The sequence below is a fragment of the Streptomyces sp. Je 1-79 genome (assembly GCF_025195125.1).
GTDB lineage: Bacteria > Actinomycetota > Actinomycetes > Streptomycetales > Streptomycetaceae > Streptomyces.
Window position 1 is genome coordinate 406566 of the sequence record NZ_JAMGSL010000008.1, and the last position, 16926, is coordinate 423491.

Genomic DNA, 16926 nt, shown 5'->3' on the forward strand with positions numbered 1-16926 from the left:
GGCCCCTCCCTGCGCGCGCCGGGCGCGCTACGCGTTGCTGGCCGTGATCCAGCGCTCCAGCGCCTTCCGCGCCGCCCCGGAGTCGATCGACTCCGCGGCCCGTGCGATTCCCTCGCGCAGTTGCTCCACCAGGGTGCCCTGCCCCGGGTGGAGCGCCACGAGCGCCGCCGCCGAGTTCAGCAGCACCGCGTCCCGTACCGGACCGGTCTCGCCCGCGAGCAGCCGGCGGGCCACGTCGGCGTTGTACGAGGCGTCGGCGCCGCGCAGCGCCTCCACCGGTACGAGTTCGATGCCGACGTCTCTCGGGTCGAAGGCCTCCTCGCGCACCTGTCCGCCCCGTACCACCCACACCCGCGAGGTGGCGGTGGTCGTCAGCTCGTCCAGGCCGTCGTCCCCGCGGAAGACCAGCGCGGAGGAGCCGCGCGCGGCGAGCACGCCCGCCATGATCGGCGCCATCCGGGCGTCGGCGACGCCGGTCGCCTGGGCCCTGACCCGGGCCGGGTTGGTGAGCGGACCGAGGAAGTTGAAGGTGGTCCGGATACCGAGCTCCTTGCGGGCGGCCGCCACATGGCGCAGCGCCGGGTGGAACTTCACCGCGAAGCAGAAGGTGATCCCGGCCTCCTCCGCGACCTCGACCACCCGCTGCGGGGTCAGCTGGAGATTGACGCCCAGCTTCTCCAGGACGTCCGAGGCGCCGCTGGCGCTGGACGCGGCGCGGTTGCCGTGCTTGACGACCTTGGCGCCCGTGCCGGCCACGACGATCGCCGACATCGTGGAGATGTTGACGGTCTTGGCGCCGTCGCCGCCGGTGCCGACGATGTCCACGGACGGGCCGGGGACCTCGATCACATGGGCGTGCTCGTACATCGTCTCGACGAGACCGGAGATCTCCTCGACGGTCTCGCCCTTGGCGCGCAGGGCCACGGCGAAGCCGGCGATCTGGGCGTCGGTGGCCTCGCCCCGCAGGATGCGGTCCATCGCCCAGGCGGTGTCCTCGGCGCTCTGGTCGCGGCCGGTCAGCAGCCCTTCCAGCACGACGGGCCAGGAGCGGCCCGCCGACGTAGGTCCTCCAGCGGGGGTCGCAGCGCTCATGGCAGCTCCTGGTCAGTGTGTGACGGATACGGCACCACCCTATCGACCCACGGGGACGGCAAAGAGCCCCGTCCATCGAATGGACGGGGCTCCCGCTGTGGCGACCTTCAGGTCAGGTGGATCAGGTGATCAGTGGTGGCCGTGGCCGCTGGTGATCTCCTTGTACTCCTCCGCGGTCGGCTTGGCGATCTGGCTGTCCTCGCCGTAGTAGCTCTTGTTGAGCTTGACGCGGAGCTTCTCCATGGGGCCGACCTTGCGCTCGACGCCGTTCTCGTCGACCAGCGGGCCGATCTCGGCCGGCTGGTTCTGCTCGTGCGCCGTGAGCTTGTACAGCTCGCCCTGACTGAGCGGCTGGTGGACCTCGACGAACTCACCGTGCGGCAGGCGCTTGATGATGCCGGACTCGCGTCCGTGCAGCACCTTGTCCTTGTCGCGGCGCTGCAGGCCGAGACAGATCCGCTTGGTGACGATGAACGCGATGACCGGCCCGAGGAAGAAGAAGATCCGGACGAACCAGGTGATCGAGTTGATCGACAGGTGGAAGTGGGTGGCCCAGAGGTCGTTTCCACCACCGACGAGCATGATCATGTACGCGGTGATCCAGGCGACACCGAAGGCGGTGCGCGTCGGAGCGTTGCGCGGGCGCTGCGCGATGTGGTGCTCGCGCTTGTCGCCGGTGATCCAGGACTCGATGAACGGGTAGACCGCGATGGCCGCGAGGACCGCCGGGAAGATCGCCAGCGGGATCATCACGCCCAGGACGAGCGTGTGGCCCCAGAGGTTGATCTCCCAGCCCGGCATGACACGGATCAGGCCTTCGGCGAAGCCCATGTACCAGTCGGGCTGGGCGCCGGTGGACACCTGGTCCGGGCGGTACGGGCCGAGCGCCCAGATCGGGTTGATCGAGGCGATCGCCGCGATGACCGCGATGACACCGAAGACCAGGAAGAAGAAGCCTCCGGCCTTGGCCATGTAGACCGGCAGCAGCGGCATGCCCACGACGTTCTTGTTCGTACGGCCGGGGCCCTCGAACTGCGTGTGCTTGTGGTAGAAGACCAGGATCAGGTGGGCGACCACCAGACCCAGCATGATGCCGGGCAGCAGCAGGACGTGCGCCGAGTAGAACCGGGCCACGAAGTCGCCGCCGGGGAACTCCCCGCCGAACAGGAACATCGACAGGTACGTGCCGATGACCGGGACGGACAGGATCGCGCCCTGCATGAAGCGGACACCGGTGCCGGAGAGCAGGTCGTCCGGGAGCGAGTAACCGGTGAAGCCGGTGAACATGCCCAGGAAGAACAGCAGGAAGCCGAACAGCCAGTTGATCTCACGCGGCTTGCGGAACGCACCCGTGAAGAACACGCGCATCATGTGCACGAACATGCCGGCGAGGAAGATCAGCGCCGCCCAGTGGTGGATCTGCCGGATGAGCAGACCACCGCGCACATCGAAGGAGATGTGCATGGTCGAGTTGAACGCCTCGGACATCAGCTGTCCCTGGAGCGGGACGTAGCTGCCGTGGTACTCCACCTCGTTCATCGACGGGTGGAAGAACAGCGTCAGGTAGACGCCCGTCAGGATGATGATGAGGAAGCTGTAGAGGCAGATCTCACCGAGCATGAAGGACCAGTGGTCCGGGAAGATCTTCCGCATGTTGGCCTTGGCCAGGGAGTAGATCCCCAGGCGGCCGTCGGCCCAGTCGGCCACCCGCTCGCCGGCGGGTGCCTTCTTCTTCGAATCGGTCACAGTGCTCATCCGCGCTCCCAGAAGGCAGGGCCGACGGGCTCGTCGAAGTCGCCGAGCGCCTCAAGGTTGCCCTTGTCGTTCACACCGATCCGCAGCTGCGGAAGGGCGTGACCGGCCGGGCCGAAGATGACGCGGGCGCCGTCGGAGAGGTCGAAGGTGGACTGGTGGCACGGGCAGAGCACGTGGTGCGTCTGCTGCTCGTACAGCGAGATCGGGCAGCCCACGTGGGTGCAGATCTTCGAGAAGGCGACGATGCCCTCGTGCGACCACTCCAGCTCGCGCTTGTCCTTGATGTCGTCCGGCTGGATCCGGACGATCATCAGGGCGGCCTTGGCGATCTGGACCTGGAAGTCGTGGTCGTGCTCCGACAGACCCTCGGGCATCGCGAAGGTCAGCGAACCGACCGCGACGTCCTCGGGACGCAGCGGCTCGTGCGTGTTCATGTTGATGAGCTGCTTGCCGTTGGCCCACAGAGTGGTCCGGAGCTTCTTCTCGGGCAGCGGGCCCATGTCACGCAGCAGCACGAGACCGGAGAGCGGTACGAGCGACAGCGCGCCGAACATCGTGTTGCGGATCAGCTTCCGGCGGCCCATGCCGGACTCGGCGGCACCGGCCGCGAAGTCCGCCATGACCTTCGCCTTGGTCTCCGGCGACGCTTGGATCGGGTGACGCTCGTCGGCGATCTCCACGTCGGACATCAGGGTGCGGGCCCAGTGGACCGCGCCCGCGCCGATGAAGAAGAGCGCCGCGCCGAGGGTGAGACCCAGGGCGAAGTTGAGCGCGCTCACCCGGCCGAACGGCCAGATGTAGACGATCTTGTCGACCGGGAAGATCACGTACGAGGCGATGAAGCCGACGGTGGCCAGCATCGACAGCGTGAACATGAAGGCGACCGCACGCTCGGACCGCCGGGCGGCCCGCTCGTCGATGTCCTGGATGCGCGGCTTGTGGGGCGGAAGGCCCGGGTCCGCGAACGGGTCGTCGAGGACCTTCACCGCGCCGTGCGCGGTGTCCTGCTCAGCGGGCAGGTTCTCTTCTGGAATCTCTTGGCTACTCATGACTTCTTGGCCTTAGCGGTGTGGGCCGCGACCCAGACGGCAACTGCGATCAGCGCACCCAGACCGAACACCCATGCGAACAGACCCTCGCTGACCGGGCCGAGGCCGCCGAGCGAGAGCCCGCCGGGGCTGTCGGCCTTTTCGCCGTTGACGGCCTGGACGTACGCGATGATGTCCTTCTTCTCCTTCTCCGGCATGGTCGTGTCCGGGAAGGAGGGCATGTTCTGCGGGCCGGTCTGCATGGCCTCGTACAGGTGCTTCGGGCTCACGCCTTCGAGGTTCGGGGCGTACTTGCCGTGCGTCAGCGCGCCGCCCTCACCGGTGAAGTTGTGGCACTGGGCACAGTTGGAACGGAACAGGTCGCCACCCCGGGCGATGTCGGCACCGTCGGGGCTGTACTGGCTCGCCTTCGGAGTGATCGGGCCGGCGCCGAGGGAGGAGATGTACGCCGCGAGCTGATCGATCTCAGCCTGCGTGTAGATGACCTTCTTCTTCGGCACCTGGGCGCCCGGCTGCTGGGCCGGCATGCGGCCCGTGCCGACCTGGAAGTCCACGGCGGCCGAGCCGACGCCTACCAGGGACGGGCCGTCAGAGGTGCCCTGACCGCCGGTTCCGTGGCAGCTTGCGCAGCCGACGGCGTAGAGCTTCTGGCCCTCCTCGATGGCGAGGGACTGGGCGGTTTCATCGGCCTTCGCCGTGCCCGCGGGCGCGAACGCGGCGTACAGCCCCCCGGTGGCCGCCAGCGCGAGGAGTAGGACGACGACCGCCGCCAACGGATGGCGTCGTCGTGCGGAGAGCTTTTTCACGGATTACCCCGGTGTCAGGATCTTCTGCGTCGATGCTTGCTGGATGTGCTCGGGTCCCGGGACCCGATTACTTGATCATGTAGATCGTGGCGAAGAGGCCGATCCAGACGACATCGACGAAGTGCCAGTAGTAGGACACGACGATGGCGGCGGTTGCCTGCTCGTGAGTGAACCTCTTTGCGGCGTACGTCCGGCCCAGGACCAGCAGGAAGGCGATGAGACCGCCCGTCACGTGCAGGCCGTGGAAGCCGGTGGTCAGGTAGAACACCGAGCCGTACGGGTCCGACGAGAGCGAGAGCCCCTCGTGCTTGACCAGCTCGGTGTACTCGAAGACCTGGCCGCCGATGAAGATCGCACCCATCACGAACGTGATGATGAACCACGTCCGGAGCTTCTTCACATCGCCCCGCTCGGCGGCGAAGACGCCGAGCTGGCAGGTGAGGGAGGAGAGCACCAGGATCGTGGTGTTGGTCGCCGAGAACGGGAAGTTCAAGGCGTCGGCCTTTTCCGCCCAGAACTCGGGACCGGTCACCGATCGCAGGGTGAAGTACATCGCGAAGAGGGCCGCGAAGAACATCAGCTCGGAACTCAGCCAGATGATGGTTCCGACGCTGGTGAGGTTCGGTCGATTGACCGACGGGTGCGCGTGCCCGGTATCTACTGTCGTTACTGTCGCCACGACCGACATTATGTCGGTCGCTTATCCCGCCCTCACTCCCGGGGGTGCCGTTCGGAGTGTCAGGGGCCTCTGTCCAGCCCGAACGGCCCATCGAAGTGGCCTCCCAACCGGTGTCGTACCGGTGTTGACGGGGTGTGGGACGGAGTAGCATCCCGCGCATCGGTTGATGACCTTCACGGAGGAACGATGCAGTCGAGCGCCACGGTCCTGGTCTACAGCGACGACGCCAACACGCGGGAACAGGTGCGGCTGGCAACGGGTCGCAGGCCCGCGGCCGACGTTCCGCCGGTCGAGTTCATCGAGTGCGCGACACTCCCGGCCGTGCTCAAGCGGCTCGAGGAGGGCGGTGTCGACGCCTGCGTCCTGGACGGCGAGGCGGTGCCGGCGGGCGGCATGGGGGTGTGCCGGCAGATCAAGGACGAGGTCTTCCGCTGCCCGCCGGTGCTGCTCCTGATCGGCCGCCCGCAGGACGCGTGGCTGGCCACCTGGAGCCGCGCGGACGCCGCCGTCACTCTTCCGGTGGAACCGGTCGAGTTCGCGGCGTCCCTGGCGGCCCTCCTCCGCTCGCGCCTGTCCATCGACGCCTGAGGGCTAGATAGAGGGCTGTAGGCGGGTCGGGTCGGGCTGGTGGGCGGCGCTCTTGGTGTCGGCCACCAGGGCGCTGCCCTGGCGCCATTCCGCCCACTCCAGGTTCCAGTCGCCGAAGCCGTTCCCGAACGGGTCCATCGTGTCGCCGATGCTGTTGACGGTCTTCACGATGTCGCCGGGACGCACGGTCTCGAAGAACCAGGCCGCGTTCCCCGTCGACATGCCGACACAGCCGTGGCTGACGTTCGCGAACCCCTGCGAGCCCACGGACCAGGGCGCGGCGTGGACGTACTCACCGCTCCAGGTGACCCGTGTCGCGTAGTAGACGGGTAGGTCGTACGACTCCGAGCTGCCCTCCGCGATGCCGACGCTGGTGCCCCGCATCCGGACGTAGTACTCCTTGCCGAGCACGACCTTGATGCCGTTACGGGTGGAGAAGCCCGGTTTGCCGGTGGTCACCGGCATGGTCTTGATCACTTCTCCGTTGCGCCGCACGGTCATGGAGTACGAGCCCGCGTCCGCGACGGCCTCGATCCGGTCGCCGATCGTCAGCTTCAGCGGCTTCGAGTCCCCGCCGTAGAGCTTGTCGCCGACCTTGACGCCCGCGAGGTTGCCGGTGACCGAGATCGACGCGCCCGCGGGCCAGTACTCCTTCGGGCGGAAGTGCAGCTTCTTGTCGTCCACCCAGTGCCAGGAGCCCTCGACGGCCGGCGTGGAGCGCACCTTCAGCGCCCGTTCGACGACCTGCCGGGCGGCCCGGTCCTTGACCGGGAGGCTGAGGTCGGCCGTGATGGGCTGCCCGACGCCGTACTTGCCGGCCTCCGGGCCGAACGCGACCGTCAGGGCCCGCTTGGCCGGGGCGGTCTCGAAGGTGAACGTACGGGTGCCCGGAGCACCGTCCTGGTCCTCCGTGGACACCTTGACGGTGTAGACGGCACCCGCCGTCAGGGAGCCCGTGGAGCGCCAGAGGAGGCCGTCCGCGGTGAGTTCGCCCGCCAGGTGGTGCCCGGAGGCGTCGACGGCCGTGACATCGGTGATGCGGCCGTCGGCGCCCTTGGCCGTGATCTCCAGCGCCTTGTCGGGGTCGGCCTTCCTGCCTTCGCCCGGGGCGCTGAAGGAGACCTGATCCGCGGCGTCGTAGGGCTTCGTCGAGAGCGGGTGGCCGTCGGTGCCCGCGCAGGCACCGGCGCCGGCGGTGACCAAGAGGGCCAGAAGAGTGCAGCTCAGAACAGTCCGAATGCGCGGCGTGTCGTTCATGACATCACCGTAAGAACATTCCTCGCGCCCAGCGCGCCGAGTGCTGCAAACGAGGGGCCCGGCCACTTCGGGTGACGAAGTGTCCGGGCCCCTCGGGGTGTTACGGGGTACTGCTACTGGTTCTGGTTCTCACCGCGGTAGAACTCGAACACCCAGCCGAACAGACCGACCAGGATCAGCGGAGCCGAGAAGTACAGGATCCACCAGCCCATCGCGACGGCGAGGAAGGCGAGCGCACCACCGAAGGCAAGCGAGAGCGGCTGCCAGCTGTGGGGGGCGAAGAAGCCCACCTCGCCGGCCTCGTCCGCGACGTCGGCCTCCTTGTCGTCCTGCGCCATGGCGTCGACCCGCCGGGCCGTGAAGGCCAGGTAGTAGCCGATCATGATGGCGAGGCCGAAGGCCAGGAAGAGCGCCGTGGTGCCGACCGGCTCCTTCGACCACACGCCATAGAGGATCGCCATGGCGAGGATGAAGACGCTCAGCCAGATGAACATCTTGCCCTGGATCTTCACTTGCCGGCCTCCTTGCTGCCGGTGAGGGCCTCGGCCTCGTGCGGCTTGTTCTCGAGCTGGTCGAGAGCGGCGATCTCAGGGTGGTGCAGGTCGAACGCCGGGGATTCGGAGCGGATCCGCGGCAGGGTGAGGAAGTTGTGCCGCGGGGGCGGGCAGGAGGTGGCCCACTCCAGCGAACGGCCGTAACCCCACGGGTCGTCGACCTCGATCTTCTTGCCGTACTTGGCGGTCTTCCAGACGTTGTACATGAACGGCAGGATCGACAGACCGAGCAGGAACGAGGAGATCGTCGAGATCGTGTTCAGCGCGGTGAAGCCGTCGGCGTCGAGGTAGTCCGCGTAGCGACGCGGCATGCCCTCGGCACCCAGCCAGTGCTGCACCAGGAACGTGCCGTGGAAGCCGATGAACAGCGTCCAGAAGGTGATCTTGCCGAGCCGCTCGTCCAGCATCTTGCCGGTGAACTTCGGCCACCAGAAGTGGAAGCCGGCGAACATCGCGAAGACCACGGTGCCGAAGACGACGTAGTGGAAGTGCGCGACGACGAAGTACGAGTCGGAGACGTGGAAGTCCATCGGCGGCGAGGCCAGGATGACGCCGGTCAGACCACCGAAGGTGAAGGTGACCAGGAAGCCGATCGTCCAGAGCATCGGTGTCTCGAAGGACAGCGAGCCCTTCCACATCGTTCCGATCCAGTTGAAGAACTTCACACCGGTCGGTACGGCGATGAGGAACGTCATGAAGGAGAAGAACGGCAACAGCACGCCGCCCGTGACGTACATGTGGTGGGCCCACACGGTCACGGAGAGACCGGCGATCGCGATGGTCGCGGCCACCAGACCGATGTAGCCGAACATCGGCTTGCGGCTGAAGACCGGGATCACTTCGGAGACGATGCCGAAGAACGGCAGCGCGATGATGTACACCTCTGGGTGGCCGAAGAACCAGAAGAGGTGTTGCCACAGCAGCGCGCCGCCGTTGGACGCGTCGAAGATGTGCGAGCCGAACTTACGGTCGGCCTCCAGCGCGAAGAGCGCGGCGGCGAGGACCGGGAAGGCGAGCAGGACCAGCACACCGGTCAGCAGCACGTTCCAGGTGAAGATCGGCATGCGGAACATCGTCATGCCCGGAGCGCGCATGCAGATGATCGTGGTGATGAAGTTGACCGAGCCGAGGATCGTGCCGAAGCCGGAGAAGGCCAGACCCATGATCCAGAGGTCGGCGCCGACACCCGGCGAGCGGACGGCGTCCGACAGCGGGGAGTAGGCGAACCAGCCGAAGTCGGCCGCACCCTGCGGGGTGAGGAAGCCACCCACGGCGATGAGCGAGCCGAAGAGGTACAGCCAGTACGCGAACATGTTCAGCCGCGGGAACGCCACGTCGGGCGCGCCGATCTGCAGCGGCATGATCCAGTTCGCGAATCCGGCGAACAGCGGCGTCGCGAACATCAGCAGCATGACGGTGCCATGCATCGTGAACGCCTGGTTGAACTGCTCGTTCGACATGATCTGCGTGCCCGGACGGGCCAGCTCGGCGCGCATGAAGAGCGCCATCACACCGCCGATGCAGAAGAAGAGGAACGACGTGACCAGGTACATCGTGCCGATCGTCTTGTGGTCGGTGGTGGTCAGCCACTTGATCACGACGCTGCCGGGCTGCTTGCGGCGTACCGGGAGCTCGTTCTCGTACGAGTCCTCGGCCGCGGCTGCACCCTGGGGTTCGTTGAGGATGCTCACAGTTGGTTCTTCTCCGCATTCCTGGCCGGGTCCGTCTGCTCAATGCCAGACGGGATGTAGCCGGTCTGCCCCTTCTCCGCCAGCTCCTTCAGGTGCTGCTGGTAGCGCTCCGGAGAGACCACCTTGACGTTGAAGAGCATCCGGGAGTGGTCGACACCGCACAGCTCGGCGCACTTTCCGAGGAAGGTGCCCTCCTGGTTCGGGGTCACCTCGAAGGCGTTGGTGTGCCCCGGGATGACGTCCTGCTTCATCAGGAAGGGGACCACCCAGAAGGAGTGGATGACGTCACGGGAGGTCAGGACGAACCGGACCTTCTCGCCCTTGGGCAGCCACAGGGTCGGACCCGGGTTGCCGGTCTGCGGGTTCCGGTCACCGGGGATACCGGCGTCGTAGACACCGCCGGCGTTGGCCGGGAAGTCGTCCTGGAACTTGTCCGGAATGGCGTCGAGGTTCGGGGCCGTCTGCGCGTCACCCTCCACCCCGGGCACGTTCTCGATGTAGTTGAAGCCCCAGCTCCACTGGTAGCCGACCACGTTGATCGTGTGGGCCGGCTTGTCGGCGAGCGACAGGAGCTTCGACTCGTCACGTGCGGTGAAGTAGAAGAGCACCGACACGATGATGAGTGGAGTAACCGTGTACAGCGCCTCGATGGGCATGTTGTACCGCGTCTGAGGAGGTACCTCGACCTTGGTGCGGCTGCGCCGGTGGAACATGACGGACCACAGGATCAGCCCCCACACCAGCACGCCCGTGACGAGCGCGGCCGCCCACGATCCCTGCCAGAGGGAGAGGATCGTGGGAGCCTCCTCCGTGACGGGGGTGGGCATACCAAGGCGGGGGAAGTCTTCCCAGTTGTACGAGCAGCCGGTGGCTGTCGCCAGGATCAGGCCCGCAGTCAGCACCTGCGGCAGCTTCCGCCGCATCGGGCGCCGAGACGTGGGGGTACCACCCGCGCCTTGGCTGCGGGGGAGGTCGGAGCCGTTGGGACTCACGTAGCGCCTTCCCGAGAGTCTCGGCCCGCGCTGGTCGGCTACGGCCGCCTCGCTGGTCGGTCGCCGCCCCGGCCGCGGGCAGGGGTTTGGATGTTTATGCGGACCAAACCCTACTGGACGCTATTTGGGGTCGCGCGGGGAGGGTGCCCAACGCGCCGTCCGACTCCCCGAAGGGGTGGACTCCTGGCCTCCGGAGGCGGGTCGCGACCCTCCGGACGTGCGGCGATCGACGGTTCGGGCGGGGCATCTGACGGGGGATTACGGATCGCGGGCTAGCGTATTCGAGTGCCCTACTTCGACGCCGCCTCCTCCGCCCCGCTCCACCCCGTCGCCCGCCAGGCGCTGCTTGCCTCCCTGGACGAGGGCTGGGCCGACCCGGCCCGGCTGTACCGCGAGGGGCGGCGGGCCAGGATGCTGCTCGACGCGGCGCGTGAGGCCGCGGCGGAGGCCGTGGGCTGCCGCCCCGACGAGCTGGTGTTCACTCCTTCGGGGACGCGGGCGGTGCACTCCGGAATTTCCGGCGCGCTCGCGGGGCGTCGGCGTGTCGGGACCCGGCTGGTGGTCTCGGCGGTCGAGCACTCCTCCGTACTGCACGCCGGCGAGGCCCACGCCGCTGCGGGCGGGTCGCTGACGGAGGTGCCGGTGGGCCGGTCCGGAGCGGTGGAGGCCGCCGCCTTCGCGGCGGCCCTGGAGCCGGGCACGGCGCTGGCGTGTCTGCAGTCCGCGAACCACGAGGTGGGGACGGAGCAGCCGGTGGCGGAGGCCGCGGAGGCGTGCGGGGCGGCGCGGGTTCCGCTGCTCGTGGACGCGGCGCAGTCGCTGGCGTGGGGGCCGGTCGAGGGGGCCTGGTCGCTGCTGGCGGCGAGTGCGCACAAATGGGGCGGTCCGGCGGGGGTGGGCCTGCTGGCGGTCCGCAAGGGTGTCCGCTTCTCCCCCCAAGGCCCGGCGGACGAGCGGGAGTCGGGGCGGGCGGCCGGGTTCGAGAACCTGCCGGCGATCGTGGCCGCCGCGGCGTCGCTGCGGGCCGTGCGGGCGGAGGCGGAGGCCGAGGGGGCGCGGCTGCGGGGGCTTGTGGACCGGATCCGGGCGCGGGTGCCGGAGTTGGTGCCCGATGTGGAGGTCGTGGGCGACCCGGTGCGCCGGCTCCCCCACCTCGTCACCTTCTCCTGTCTCTATGTCGACGGAGAGACGTTGCTGCACGAGCTGGACCGGGAGGGTTTCTCCGTTTCGTCCGGTTCGTCGTGCACGAGCTCGACGCTGACGCCCAGCCATGTGCTGCGCGCGATGGGCGTGCTGAGCGAGGGGAACGTCCGGGTGTCCCTGCCGACGGGCACGTCGGAGGAGGACGTGGACCGTTTCCTGACGGTGCTGCCGGGGGTGGTCGCGCAGGTACGGGAGCGGCTCGGGGCGCCGGAGGCGGTGACGTCCCCGGGCGGCTCGGGGTCGCTCGTGGTCGACGCCCTGGGCAAGCGCTGCCCGATCCCGGTGATCGAACTGGCGAAGGTGATCGGCGACGTGCCGCTGGGCGGCACGGTCACGGTCCTGGCCGACGACGAGGCGGCCCGCCTGGACATCCCGGCCTGGTGCGAGATGCGCGGCCAGGAGTACGTGGGCGAGGAGCCGTCCCCGAAGGGCGGGTCGGCGTACGTCGTGCGCCGGGTGGCGTAGGGGCTCCGCCGCGGGCGGAGCCCCCGTGGCTCAGCCCAGGTGCGTCTGGACCTCGGCCGCGGCCTCGTCCCCGTACGCCTTGGTGAAGCGCTCCATGAAGTTCGCGCGGCGCAGCGTGTACTCCTGGGTGCCCAGGGTCTCGATCACCAGCGTGGCGAGCATGCAGCCGACCTGGGCCGCCCGCTCCAGGCCGACGCCCCACGACAGGCCCGTCAGGAAGCCGGCGCGGAACGCGTCGCCGACGCCCGTCGGGTCGACCTTGGCGTCCTCCTCGGCGCAGCCGACCTCGATGGTCTCCCCGCCCGCGCTCTCGATGCGCACACCGCGCGAGCCGAGGGTGGTGACCCGGTGGCCGACCCGGCCCAGGATCTCCTCGTCGGTCCAGCCCGTCTTGGACTCGATGAGGCCCTTCTCGTACTCGTTGGAGAAGAGGTACGTGGCCCCGTCCAGGAGCGTGCGGATCTCCTGGCCGTCCATCCGGGCGATCTGCTGGGAGAAGTCCGCCGCGAACGCGATGCCCCGCGCCTTGCACTCCTCCGTGTGGCGCAGCATCGCCTCGGGGTCGTCGGCGCCGATCAGGACGAGGTCGAGGCCGCCCACGCGGTCGGCGACGGCCTTCAGCTCGATCTGCCGGGCCTCGCTCATCGCGCCCGTGTAGAAGGAGCCGATCTGGTTGTGGTCCCTGTCCGTGGTGCACACGAAGCGGGCGGTGTGCAGGACCTCGGAGATCCGCACCGATCCGGTGTCCACGCCGTGCCGGTCGAGCCAGGCGCGGTACTCGTCGAAGTCGTAGCCGGCCGCACCCACGAGGATCGGGTTGCCGCCGAGCTGGCCCATGCCGAAGCAGATGTTCGGGCCCACGCCTCCCCGCCGGATGTCGAGGTTGTCGACGAGGAAGGAGAGGGAGACCGTGTGCAGCTGGTCCGCTACGAGCTGGTCTGCGAACCGGCCGGGGAAGGTCATGAGGTGGTCGGTGGCGATGGAGCCGGTGACTGCGATACGCACGGCTGGGCGCTCCTGGCGGGACGGAAAGGGGTTGACAGTTCACGCTACCGGCTGGGAGGGCCACTGCCGAACAGTGGAAACTACCCCAGAGTAGGTCTTTTCCCCGGAGCCATGACGTGCATACGGTGCGCGTATGTCCACGTACCCCGCTCCTCGTGAGCATCAGGAGTCCGAGTTCAGCCTGGCCCAGCTGTGTGGCGACAGTGCGCGGATGGCCCCCCACTGGGTGGTTCCCGCGGCGGCCGCCCCGGCCCCGGTCTCCCCCGCACGCATCCACGGCGTGGTCGTGCCGCCCGCTTCGGCGCGGCTGATCGACGCCACGTCCGAATACGGCGTCTGAGGGACGGAACCACCCGCTCGCCCATTCCGTCCCAATGATGTCTCCCGGGGAGATGTCTTCCGGGTCAGGGACGAAGGAGCGATGCGGTGAGCGGTACGGAGAACCGGCGGATGCGGCACCGGCCGCTGCTCGTGGCCTCGGTGGCGGCGAGCGTCCTGCTGGCCGGCGGCGGCGGGGTCTATCTCGCGACCGCGGCGTCGTCCGAGGGCGACGCCCGGCCCTCGGGCGCGGCCGCTCCCCCGCCGCTGCGCCTCGACGGAAAGAGCGGCGCGGCGGGCACGGGGGGCACGGACGGCGGGCCCGGCATCGCGCCGGGCGAGCCCGACCCCAACGGCGGCAGGGCCGTGTACAAGGCCGAGGGCCCCCTTCCCGACGGGCCCTCCTCGGCCGCGGTCCACCGGCCCGAGGGGCGGGTCACCGCCGCGGAGGTGACCCGGCTGGCCAAGGCCCTGGGCATCGCGGGCGCGCCGCGGCTGGAGGGCGAGGTCTGGAAGATCGCGCCGGAGAAGGACGGGTCCGGGCTGCGGCTCGACGTGGCCGCCGAGGCCCCGGGCAGCTGGACCTTCTCGCGGTACGACGGGGGTCCGGCCGGCGACACCTGTCTCAAGGGCAAGGCGTGTCCGCCGCCGGGCGAGGTGAAGCCCCCGAGCGGCGGGCCGGTGAGCGAGGCGGCGGCGCGCGCGGCGGCCACGCCGGTGCTGAAGGCGATCGGCCAGGAGGACGCGAAGCTGGACACCGGCCAGCTGATGGGGTCGGTACGGGTCGTCAACGCCGATCCGGTCGTGGGCGGGCTGCCGACGTACGGCTGGTCGACCGGGCTCCATGTCGGCCCCGGCGGTGAACTGGTCGCGGGCAGCGGGCAGCTGAAGGAGCCGGCGAAAGGCGCCGTCTATCCGGTGATCGGCGCCGAGAAGGCCCTCGAGGAGCTGAACAAGGCGTCGGCGGGTCCGGGCTCGATCGGTATCGGCGGCTGCGCGACGGCCCCGCCGGCCGGCACGGAGGACGGCTCGGACGCTCCGTCGACGACCTGCAAGCCGGAGACCGAGCCGAAGGAGCTGGCGGTCACGGGGGCGGTCCTGGGGCTCGCGTCGCAGTTCGTGGACGGCGAGCGGGCGCTCGTGCCGTCGTGGCTGTTCCAGGTCGAGGCGGAGCCGGGGGCGAAGCCCCACACGGTCGCGACGACGGCGGTGGCGCCGGAGCACCTGGCGCCCCCGGCGAAGCCGAGCCCCACGCCCACCCCGACGCCGGACCCGGACCGGGGCACGGAGCCCGTGCGGCAGCTCCAGTCGTACCGCGTCGACGGCACCGGCACGAAGCTGTCGGTGACCTTCTGGGGCGGCGTGTGCAACGAGTACACGGCGACGGCCGCGGAGAGCGCCGACAAGGTCACCGTGCGGGTGACGGAGAAGCCGATGGACCCGGGCAGGGCGTGCATCGCCATCGCGGTGGAGGTGACCCGGACGGTGACCCTTCAGCAGCCGCTGGGCGGCCGGACGGTCGTGGACGCGCCGAGCGGGGAGCCCGTCCCCCGCACCTGAGCACGGCGGCGCCCCAGCACGTACGAAGGCGGCCGCCCCGGAGATCCGGGGCGGCCGCCTTCGTACGTACGGCTGACGCGACTCAGCTGAACGAGTCGCCGCAGGCGCAGGAACCCGTGGCGTTCGGGTTGTCGATCGTGAAGCCCTGCTTCTCGATGGTGTCGACGAAGTCGATCGAGGCGCCGCCCAGGTACGGGGCGCTCATGCGGTCGGTGACGACCTTGACACCGTCGAAGTCCTTGACGACGTCGCCGTCGAGCGAACGCTCGTCGAAGAAGAGCTGGTAGCGCAGGCCGGAGCAGCCGCCGGGCTGTACGGCGACGCGCAGCGCGAGGTCGTCGCGGCCTTCCTGGTCGAGCAGGGCCTTGACCTTGGCCGCGGCGGCGTCAGACAGGAGGATGCCGTCGCTGACAGTGGTCTTCTCGTCCGATACGGACATCTGCTTCTCTCCCGGGTTGTACGGAGACTGCTTGCCGACGGTTCCAACCGGCGGGACCCGGGATTCATTCCGGGGCAGGGCTCGGCTTCACGTCTTTTCCCCTTCATGCTCGCACACCCGCTCCCGGACCGGCGAACGGCAAGATCCGATCCGTGGACCGCGAATTCGTCACATCGACACTATGGACATCGTCAAACTGACGTGAAGCGGTTATGATAGATAGTGTCATTTAGACGAAAAGGTCTTCCGTAGAAAGAAAGGGTGCGTGACGTGACCACCGCCCAGCCCCTGGACGTCCAGCCGACGCCGCTCGCCCTCCTGCTGCTCGGCCGCGAGGCCGACCCCAAGAGCGAGCGCGGAGTGGAGTGTCCCGGCGACCTTCCGTCGCCCTCCGACCCGGACCTGGTGGAGCGCGCCCGCGCCGCCAAGGAGAAGCTCGGGGACAAGGTCTTCGTCCTCGGCCACCACTACCAGCGCGACGAGGTCATCCAGTTCGCCGACGTCACGGGCGACTCCTTCAAGCTCGCCCGCGACGCCGCCGCGCGCCCGGAGGCCGAGTACATCGTCTTCTGCGGTGTGCACTTCATGGCCGAATCGGCCGACATCCTCACCACGGACGACCAGAAGGTCGTCCTGCCGGACCTCGCGGCCGGCTGCTCGATGGCCGACATGGCCACCGCCGAGCAGGTCGCGGAGTGCTGGGACGTCCTGACCGAGGCCGGGATAGCCGAGCAGGTCGTGCCCGTCTCGTACATGAACTCCTCGGCCGACATCAAGGCTTTCACAGGCAAGCACGGGGGCACGATCTGCACCTCGTCCAACGCCAAGCGCGCCCTCGACTGGGCCTTCGAGCAGGGCGAGAAGGTCCTGTTCCTGCCCGACCAGCACCTGGGCCGGAACACGGCCGTGCGGGAGATGGGCATGACGCTGGACGACTGCGTCCTGTACAACCCGCACAAGCCGAACGGCGGCCTCACCGTCGAGCAGCTGCGGGACGCCAAGATGATCCTGTGGCGGGGTCACTGCTCGGTGCACGGCCGGTTCTCGCTGGACTCGGTCGAGGACGTCCGCGCGCGGATCCCGGGCGTGAACGTGCTGGTGCACCCGGAGTGCAAGCACGAGGTCGTGGCCGCCGCGGACTACGTCGGCTCGACGGAGTACATCATCAAGACGCTGGAGGCGGCCCCGGCCGGCTCGAAGTGGGCGATCGGCACGGAGCTGAACCTGGTCCGCCGCGTGGCCGCCGCTCACCCGGACAAGGAGGTCGTCTTCCTCGACAAGACGGTCTGCTTCTGCTCGACGATGAACCGGATCGACCTGCCGCACCTGGTGTGGGCGCTGGAGTCGCTGGCCGAGGGCAACCTGGTCAACCGGATCCAGGTCGACAAGGAGACGGAGAGCTTCGCGAAGCTGGCGCTGGAGCGGATGCTCGCGCTGCCGTAAGGCACGCCACCTGGCCGCACGAAGGGCGCC

General features: G+C 68.9%; 16 protein-coding genes. 5 read left to right on the forward strand and 11 right to left on the reverse strand.

Annotated elements, in window-relative coordinates:
• Positions 1–27 precede the first annotated feature (27 nt).
• The 5 genes from trpD to M5362_RS19395 all read right to left on the reverse strand — a co-directional run bounded on the left by trpD (position 28) and on the right by M5362_RS19395 (position 5390).
• A complete protein-coding gene (trpD, locus tag M5362_RS19375) occupies positions 28–1092 on the reverse strand; it encodes an anthranilate phosphoribosyltransferase (protein WP_260228855.1) in 1065 nt (354 codons plus the stop codon).
• 129 nt (positions 1093–1221) lie between these two features.
• Complete coding sequence (locus tag M5362_RS19380; protein WP_260228856.1) at positions 1222–2847, reverse strand: cytochrome bc complex cytochrome b subunit; 1626 nt, start codon at positions 2845–2847, stop codon at positions 1222–1224.
• Positions 2844–3896 carry a Rieske (2Fe-2S) protein gene (locus M5362_RS19385; protein ID WP_260228857.1) on the reverse strand — a complete coding sequence of 351 codons (1053 nt, stop codon included), beginning with the start codon at positions 3894–3896 and terminating at the stop codon, positions 2844–2846. The genes M5362_RS19380 and M5362_RS19385 overlap by 4 nt, the downstream gene beginning before the upstream one ends.
• The gene (locus M5362_RS19390; protein ID WP_260228858.1) at positions 3893–4702 is read right to left on the reverse strand and encodes a c-type cytochrome; all 810 of its coding nucleotides are present in this window, start codon (positions 4700–4702) and stop codon (positions 3893–3895) included. Before M5362_RS19390 ends, M5362_RS19385 begins: the two co-directional genes overlap by 4 nt.
• Before the next feature lie 67 nt (positions 4703–4769).
• The gene (locus M5362_RS19395; RefSeq protein WP_260228859.1) at positions 4770–5390 is read right to left on the reverse strand and encodes a heme-copper oxidase subunit III; all 621 of its coding nucleotides are present in this window, start codon (positions 5388–5390) and stop codon (positions 4770–4772) included.
• Between the two features lie 177 nt (positions 5391–5567).
• Between M5362_RS19395 and M5362_RS19400 the strand changes: the two genes are divergently transcribed.
• Positions 5568–5969: a hypothetical protein gene (locus M5362_RS19400; protein WP_260228860.1), complete on the forward strand. Its 402-nt coding sequence runs from the start codon at positions 5568–5570 to the stop codon at positions 5967–5969.
• A 3-nt stretch (positions 5970–5972) separates the two neighbouring features.
• On the opposite strand, the gene M5362_RS19405 is transcribed toward M5362_RS19400, so the two are convergent.
• The 4 genes from M5362_RS19405 to coxB all read right to left on the reverse strand — a co-directional run bounded on the left by M5362_RS19405 (position 5973) and on the right by coxB (position 10463).
• Entirely contained in the window at positions 5973–7226 is a 1254-nt protein-coding gene (locus M5362_RS19405; RefSeq protein ID WP_260228861.1) for an Ig-like domain-containing protein, read from the reverse strand.
• 113 nt (positions 7227–7339) lie between these two features.
• Positions 7340–7738, reverse strand: a complete 399-nt coding sequence (locus tag M5362_RS19410; RefSeq protein ID WP_260228862.1) for a cytochrome c oxidase subunit 4 — start codon at positions 7736–7738, stop codon at positions 7340–7342.
• The gene (ctaD, locus tag M5362_RS19415; protein WP_260228863.1) at positions 7735–9471 is read right to left on the reverse strand and encodes a cytochrome c oxidase subunit I; all 1737 of its coding nucleotides are present in this window, start codon (positions 9469–9471) and stop codon (positions 7735–7737) included. The genes M5362_RS19410 and ctaD overlap by 4 nt, the downstream gene beginning before the upstream one ends.
• Positions 9468–10463, reverse strand: a complete 996-nt coding sequence (coxB, locus tag M5362_RS19420) for a cytochrome c oxidase subunit II (protein WP_374214492.1) — start codon at positions 10461–10463, stop codon at positions 9468–9470. Before coxB ends, ctaD begins: the two co-directional genes overlap by 4 nt.
• A 285-nt stretch (positions 10464–10748) precedes the next feature.
• On the opposite strand from coxB, the gene M5362_RS19425 reads away from it, so the two are divergent.
• Positions 10749–12131 (forward strand): cysteine desulfurase/sulfurtransferase TusA family protein, encoded by a 1383-nt coding sequence (locus M5362_RS19425; RefSeq protein WP_260228865.1) that lies wholly within the window; start codon positions 10749–10751, stop codon positions 12129–12131.
• A gap of 30 nt (positions 12132–12161) precedes the next feature.
• Here M5362_RS19425 and M5362_RS19430 read toward each other — a convergent pair whose 3' ends face one another.
• Positions 12162–13136, reverse strand: a complete 975-nt coding sequence (locus M5362_RS19430) for a carbohydrate kinase family protein (RefSeq protein WP_260228866.1) — start codon at positions 13134–13136, stop codon at positions 12162–12164.
• 133 nt (positions 13137–13269) lie between these two features.
• On the opposite strand from M5362_RS19430, the gene M5362_RS19435 reads away from it, so the two are divergent.
• Together M5362_RS19435 and M5362_RS19440 are read left to right on the forward strand one after the other, a co-directional pair.
• Positions 13270–13476: a hypothetical protein gene (locus M5362_RS19435; protein WP_260228867.1), complete on the forward strand. Its 207-nt coding sequence runs from the start codon at positions 13270–13272 to the stop codon at positions 13474–13476.
• 86 nt (positions 13477–13562) lie between these two features.
• Positions 13563–15014 (forward strand): hypothetical protein, encoded by a 1452-nt coding sequence (locus tag M5362_RS19440; RefSeq protein WP_260228868.1) that lies wholly within the window; start codon positions 13563–13565, stop codon positions 15012–15014.
• Between the two features lie 82 nt (positions 15015–15096).
• On the opposite strand, the gene M5362_RS19445 is transcribed toward M5362_RS19440, so the two are convergent.
• The gene (locus M5362_RS19445) at positions 15097–15453 is read right to left on the reverse strand and encodes an iron-sulfur cluster assembly accessory protein (protein WP_018848827.1); all 357 of its coding nucleotides are present in this window, start codon (positions 15451–15453) and stop codon (positions 15097–15099) included.
• A 261-nt stretch (positions 15454–15714) separates the two neighbouring features.
• Between M5362_RS19445 and nadA the strand changes: the two genes are divergently transcribed.
• Positions 15715–16896, forward strand: a complete 1182-nt coding sequence (nadA, locus tag M5362_RS19450; RefSeq protein WP_260228870.1) for a quinolinate synthase NadA — start codon at positions 15715–15717, stop codon at positions 16894–16896.
• Positions 16897–16926: the final 30 nt, after the last annotated feature.

What these genes read in the sequence shown, in the direction of transcription:
- trpD (WP_260228855.1), bottom strand. Translation starts at nt 1,092, where the DNA reads ATGAGCGCTGCGACCCCCGCTGGAGGACCTACGTCGGCGGGCCGCTCC.
- M5362_RS19380 (WP_260228856.1), bottom strand. Translation starts at nt 2,847, where the DNA reads ATGAGCACTGTGACCGATTCGAAGAAGAAGGCACCCGCCGGCGAGCGG.
- M5362_RS19385 (WP_260228857.1), bottom strand. Translation starts at nt 3,896, where the DNA reads ATGAGTAGCCAAGAGATTCCAGAAGAGAACCTGCCCGCTGAGCAGGAC.
- M5362_RS19395 (WP_260228859.1), bottom strand. Translation starts at nt 5,390, where the DNA reads ATGTCGGTCGTGGCGACAGTAACGACAGTAGATACCGGGCACGCGCAC.
- M5362_RS19400 (WP_260228860.1), top strand. Translation starts at nt 5,568, where the DNA reads ATGCAGTCGAGCGCCACGGTCCTGGTCTACAGCGACGACGCCAACACG.
- M5362_RS19405 (WP_260228861.1), bottom strand. Translation starts at nt 7,226, where the DNA reads ATGAACGACACGCCGCGCATTCGGACTGTTCTGAGCTGCACTCTTCTG.
- M5362_RS19435 (WP_260228867.1), top strand. Translation starts at nt 13,270, where the DNA reads ATGTCCACGTACCCCGCTCCTCGTGAGCATCAGGAGTCCGAGTTCAGC.
- M5362_RS19445 (WP_018848827.1), bottom strand. Translation starts at nt 15,453, where the DNA reads ATGTCCGTATCGGACGAGAAGACCACTGTCAGCGACGGCATCCTCCTG.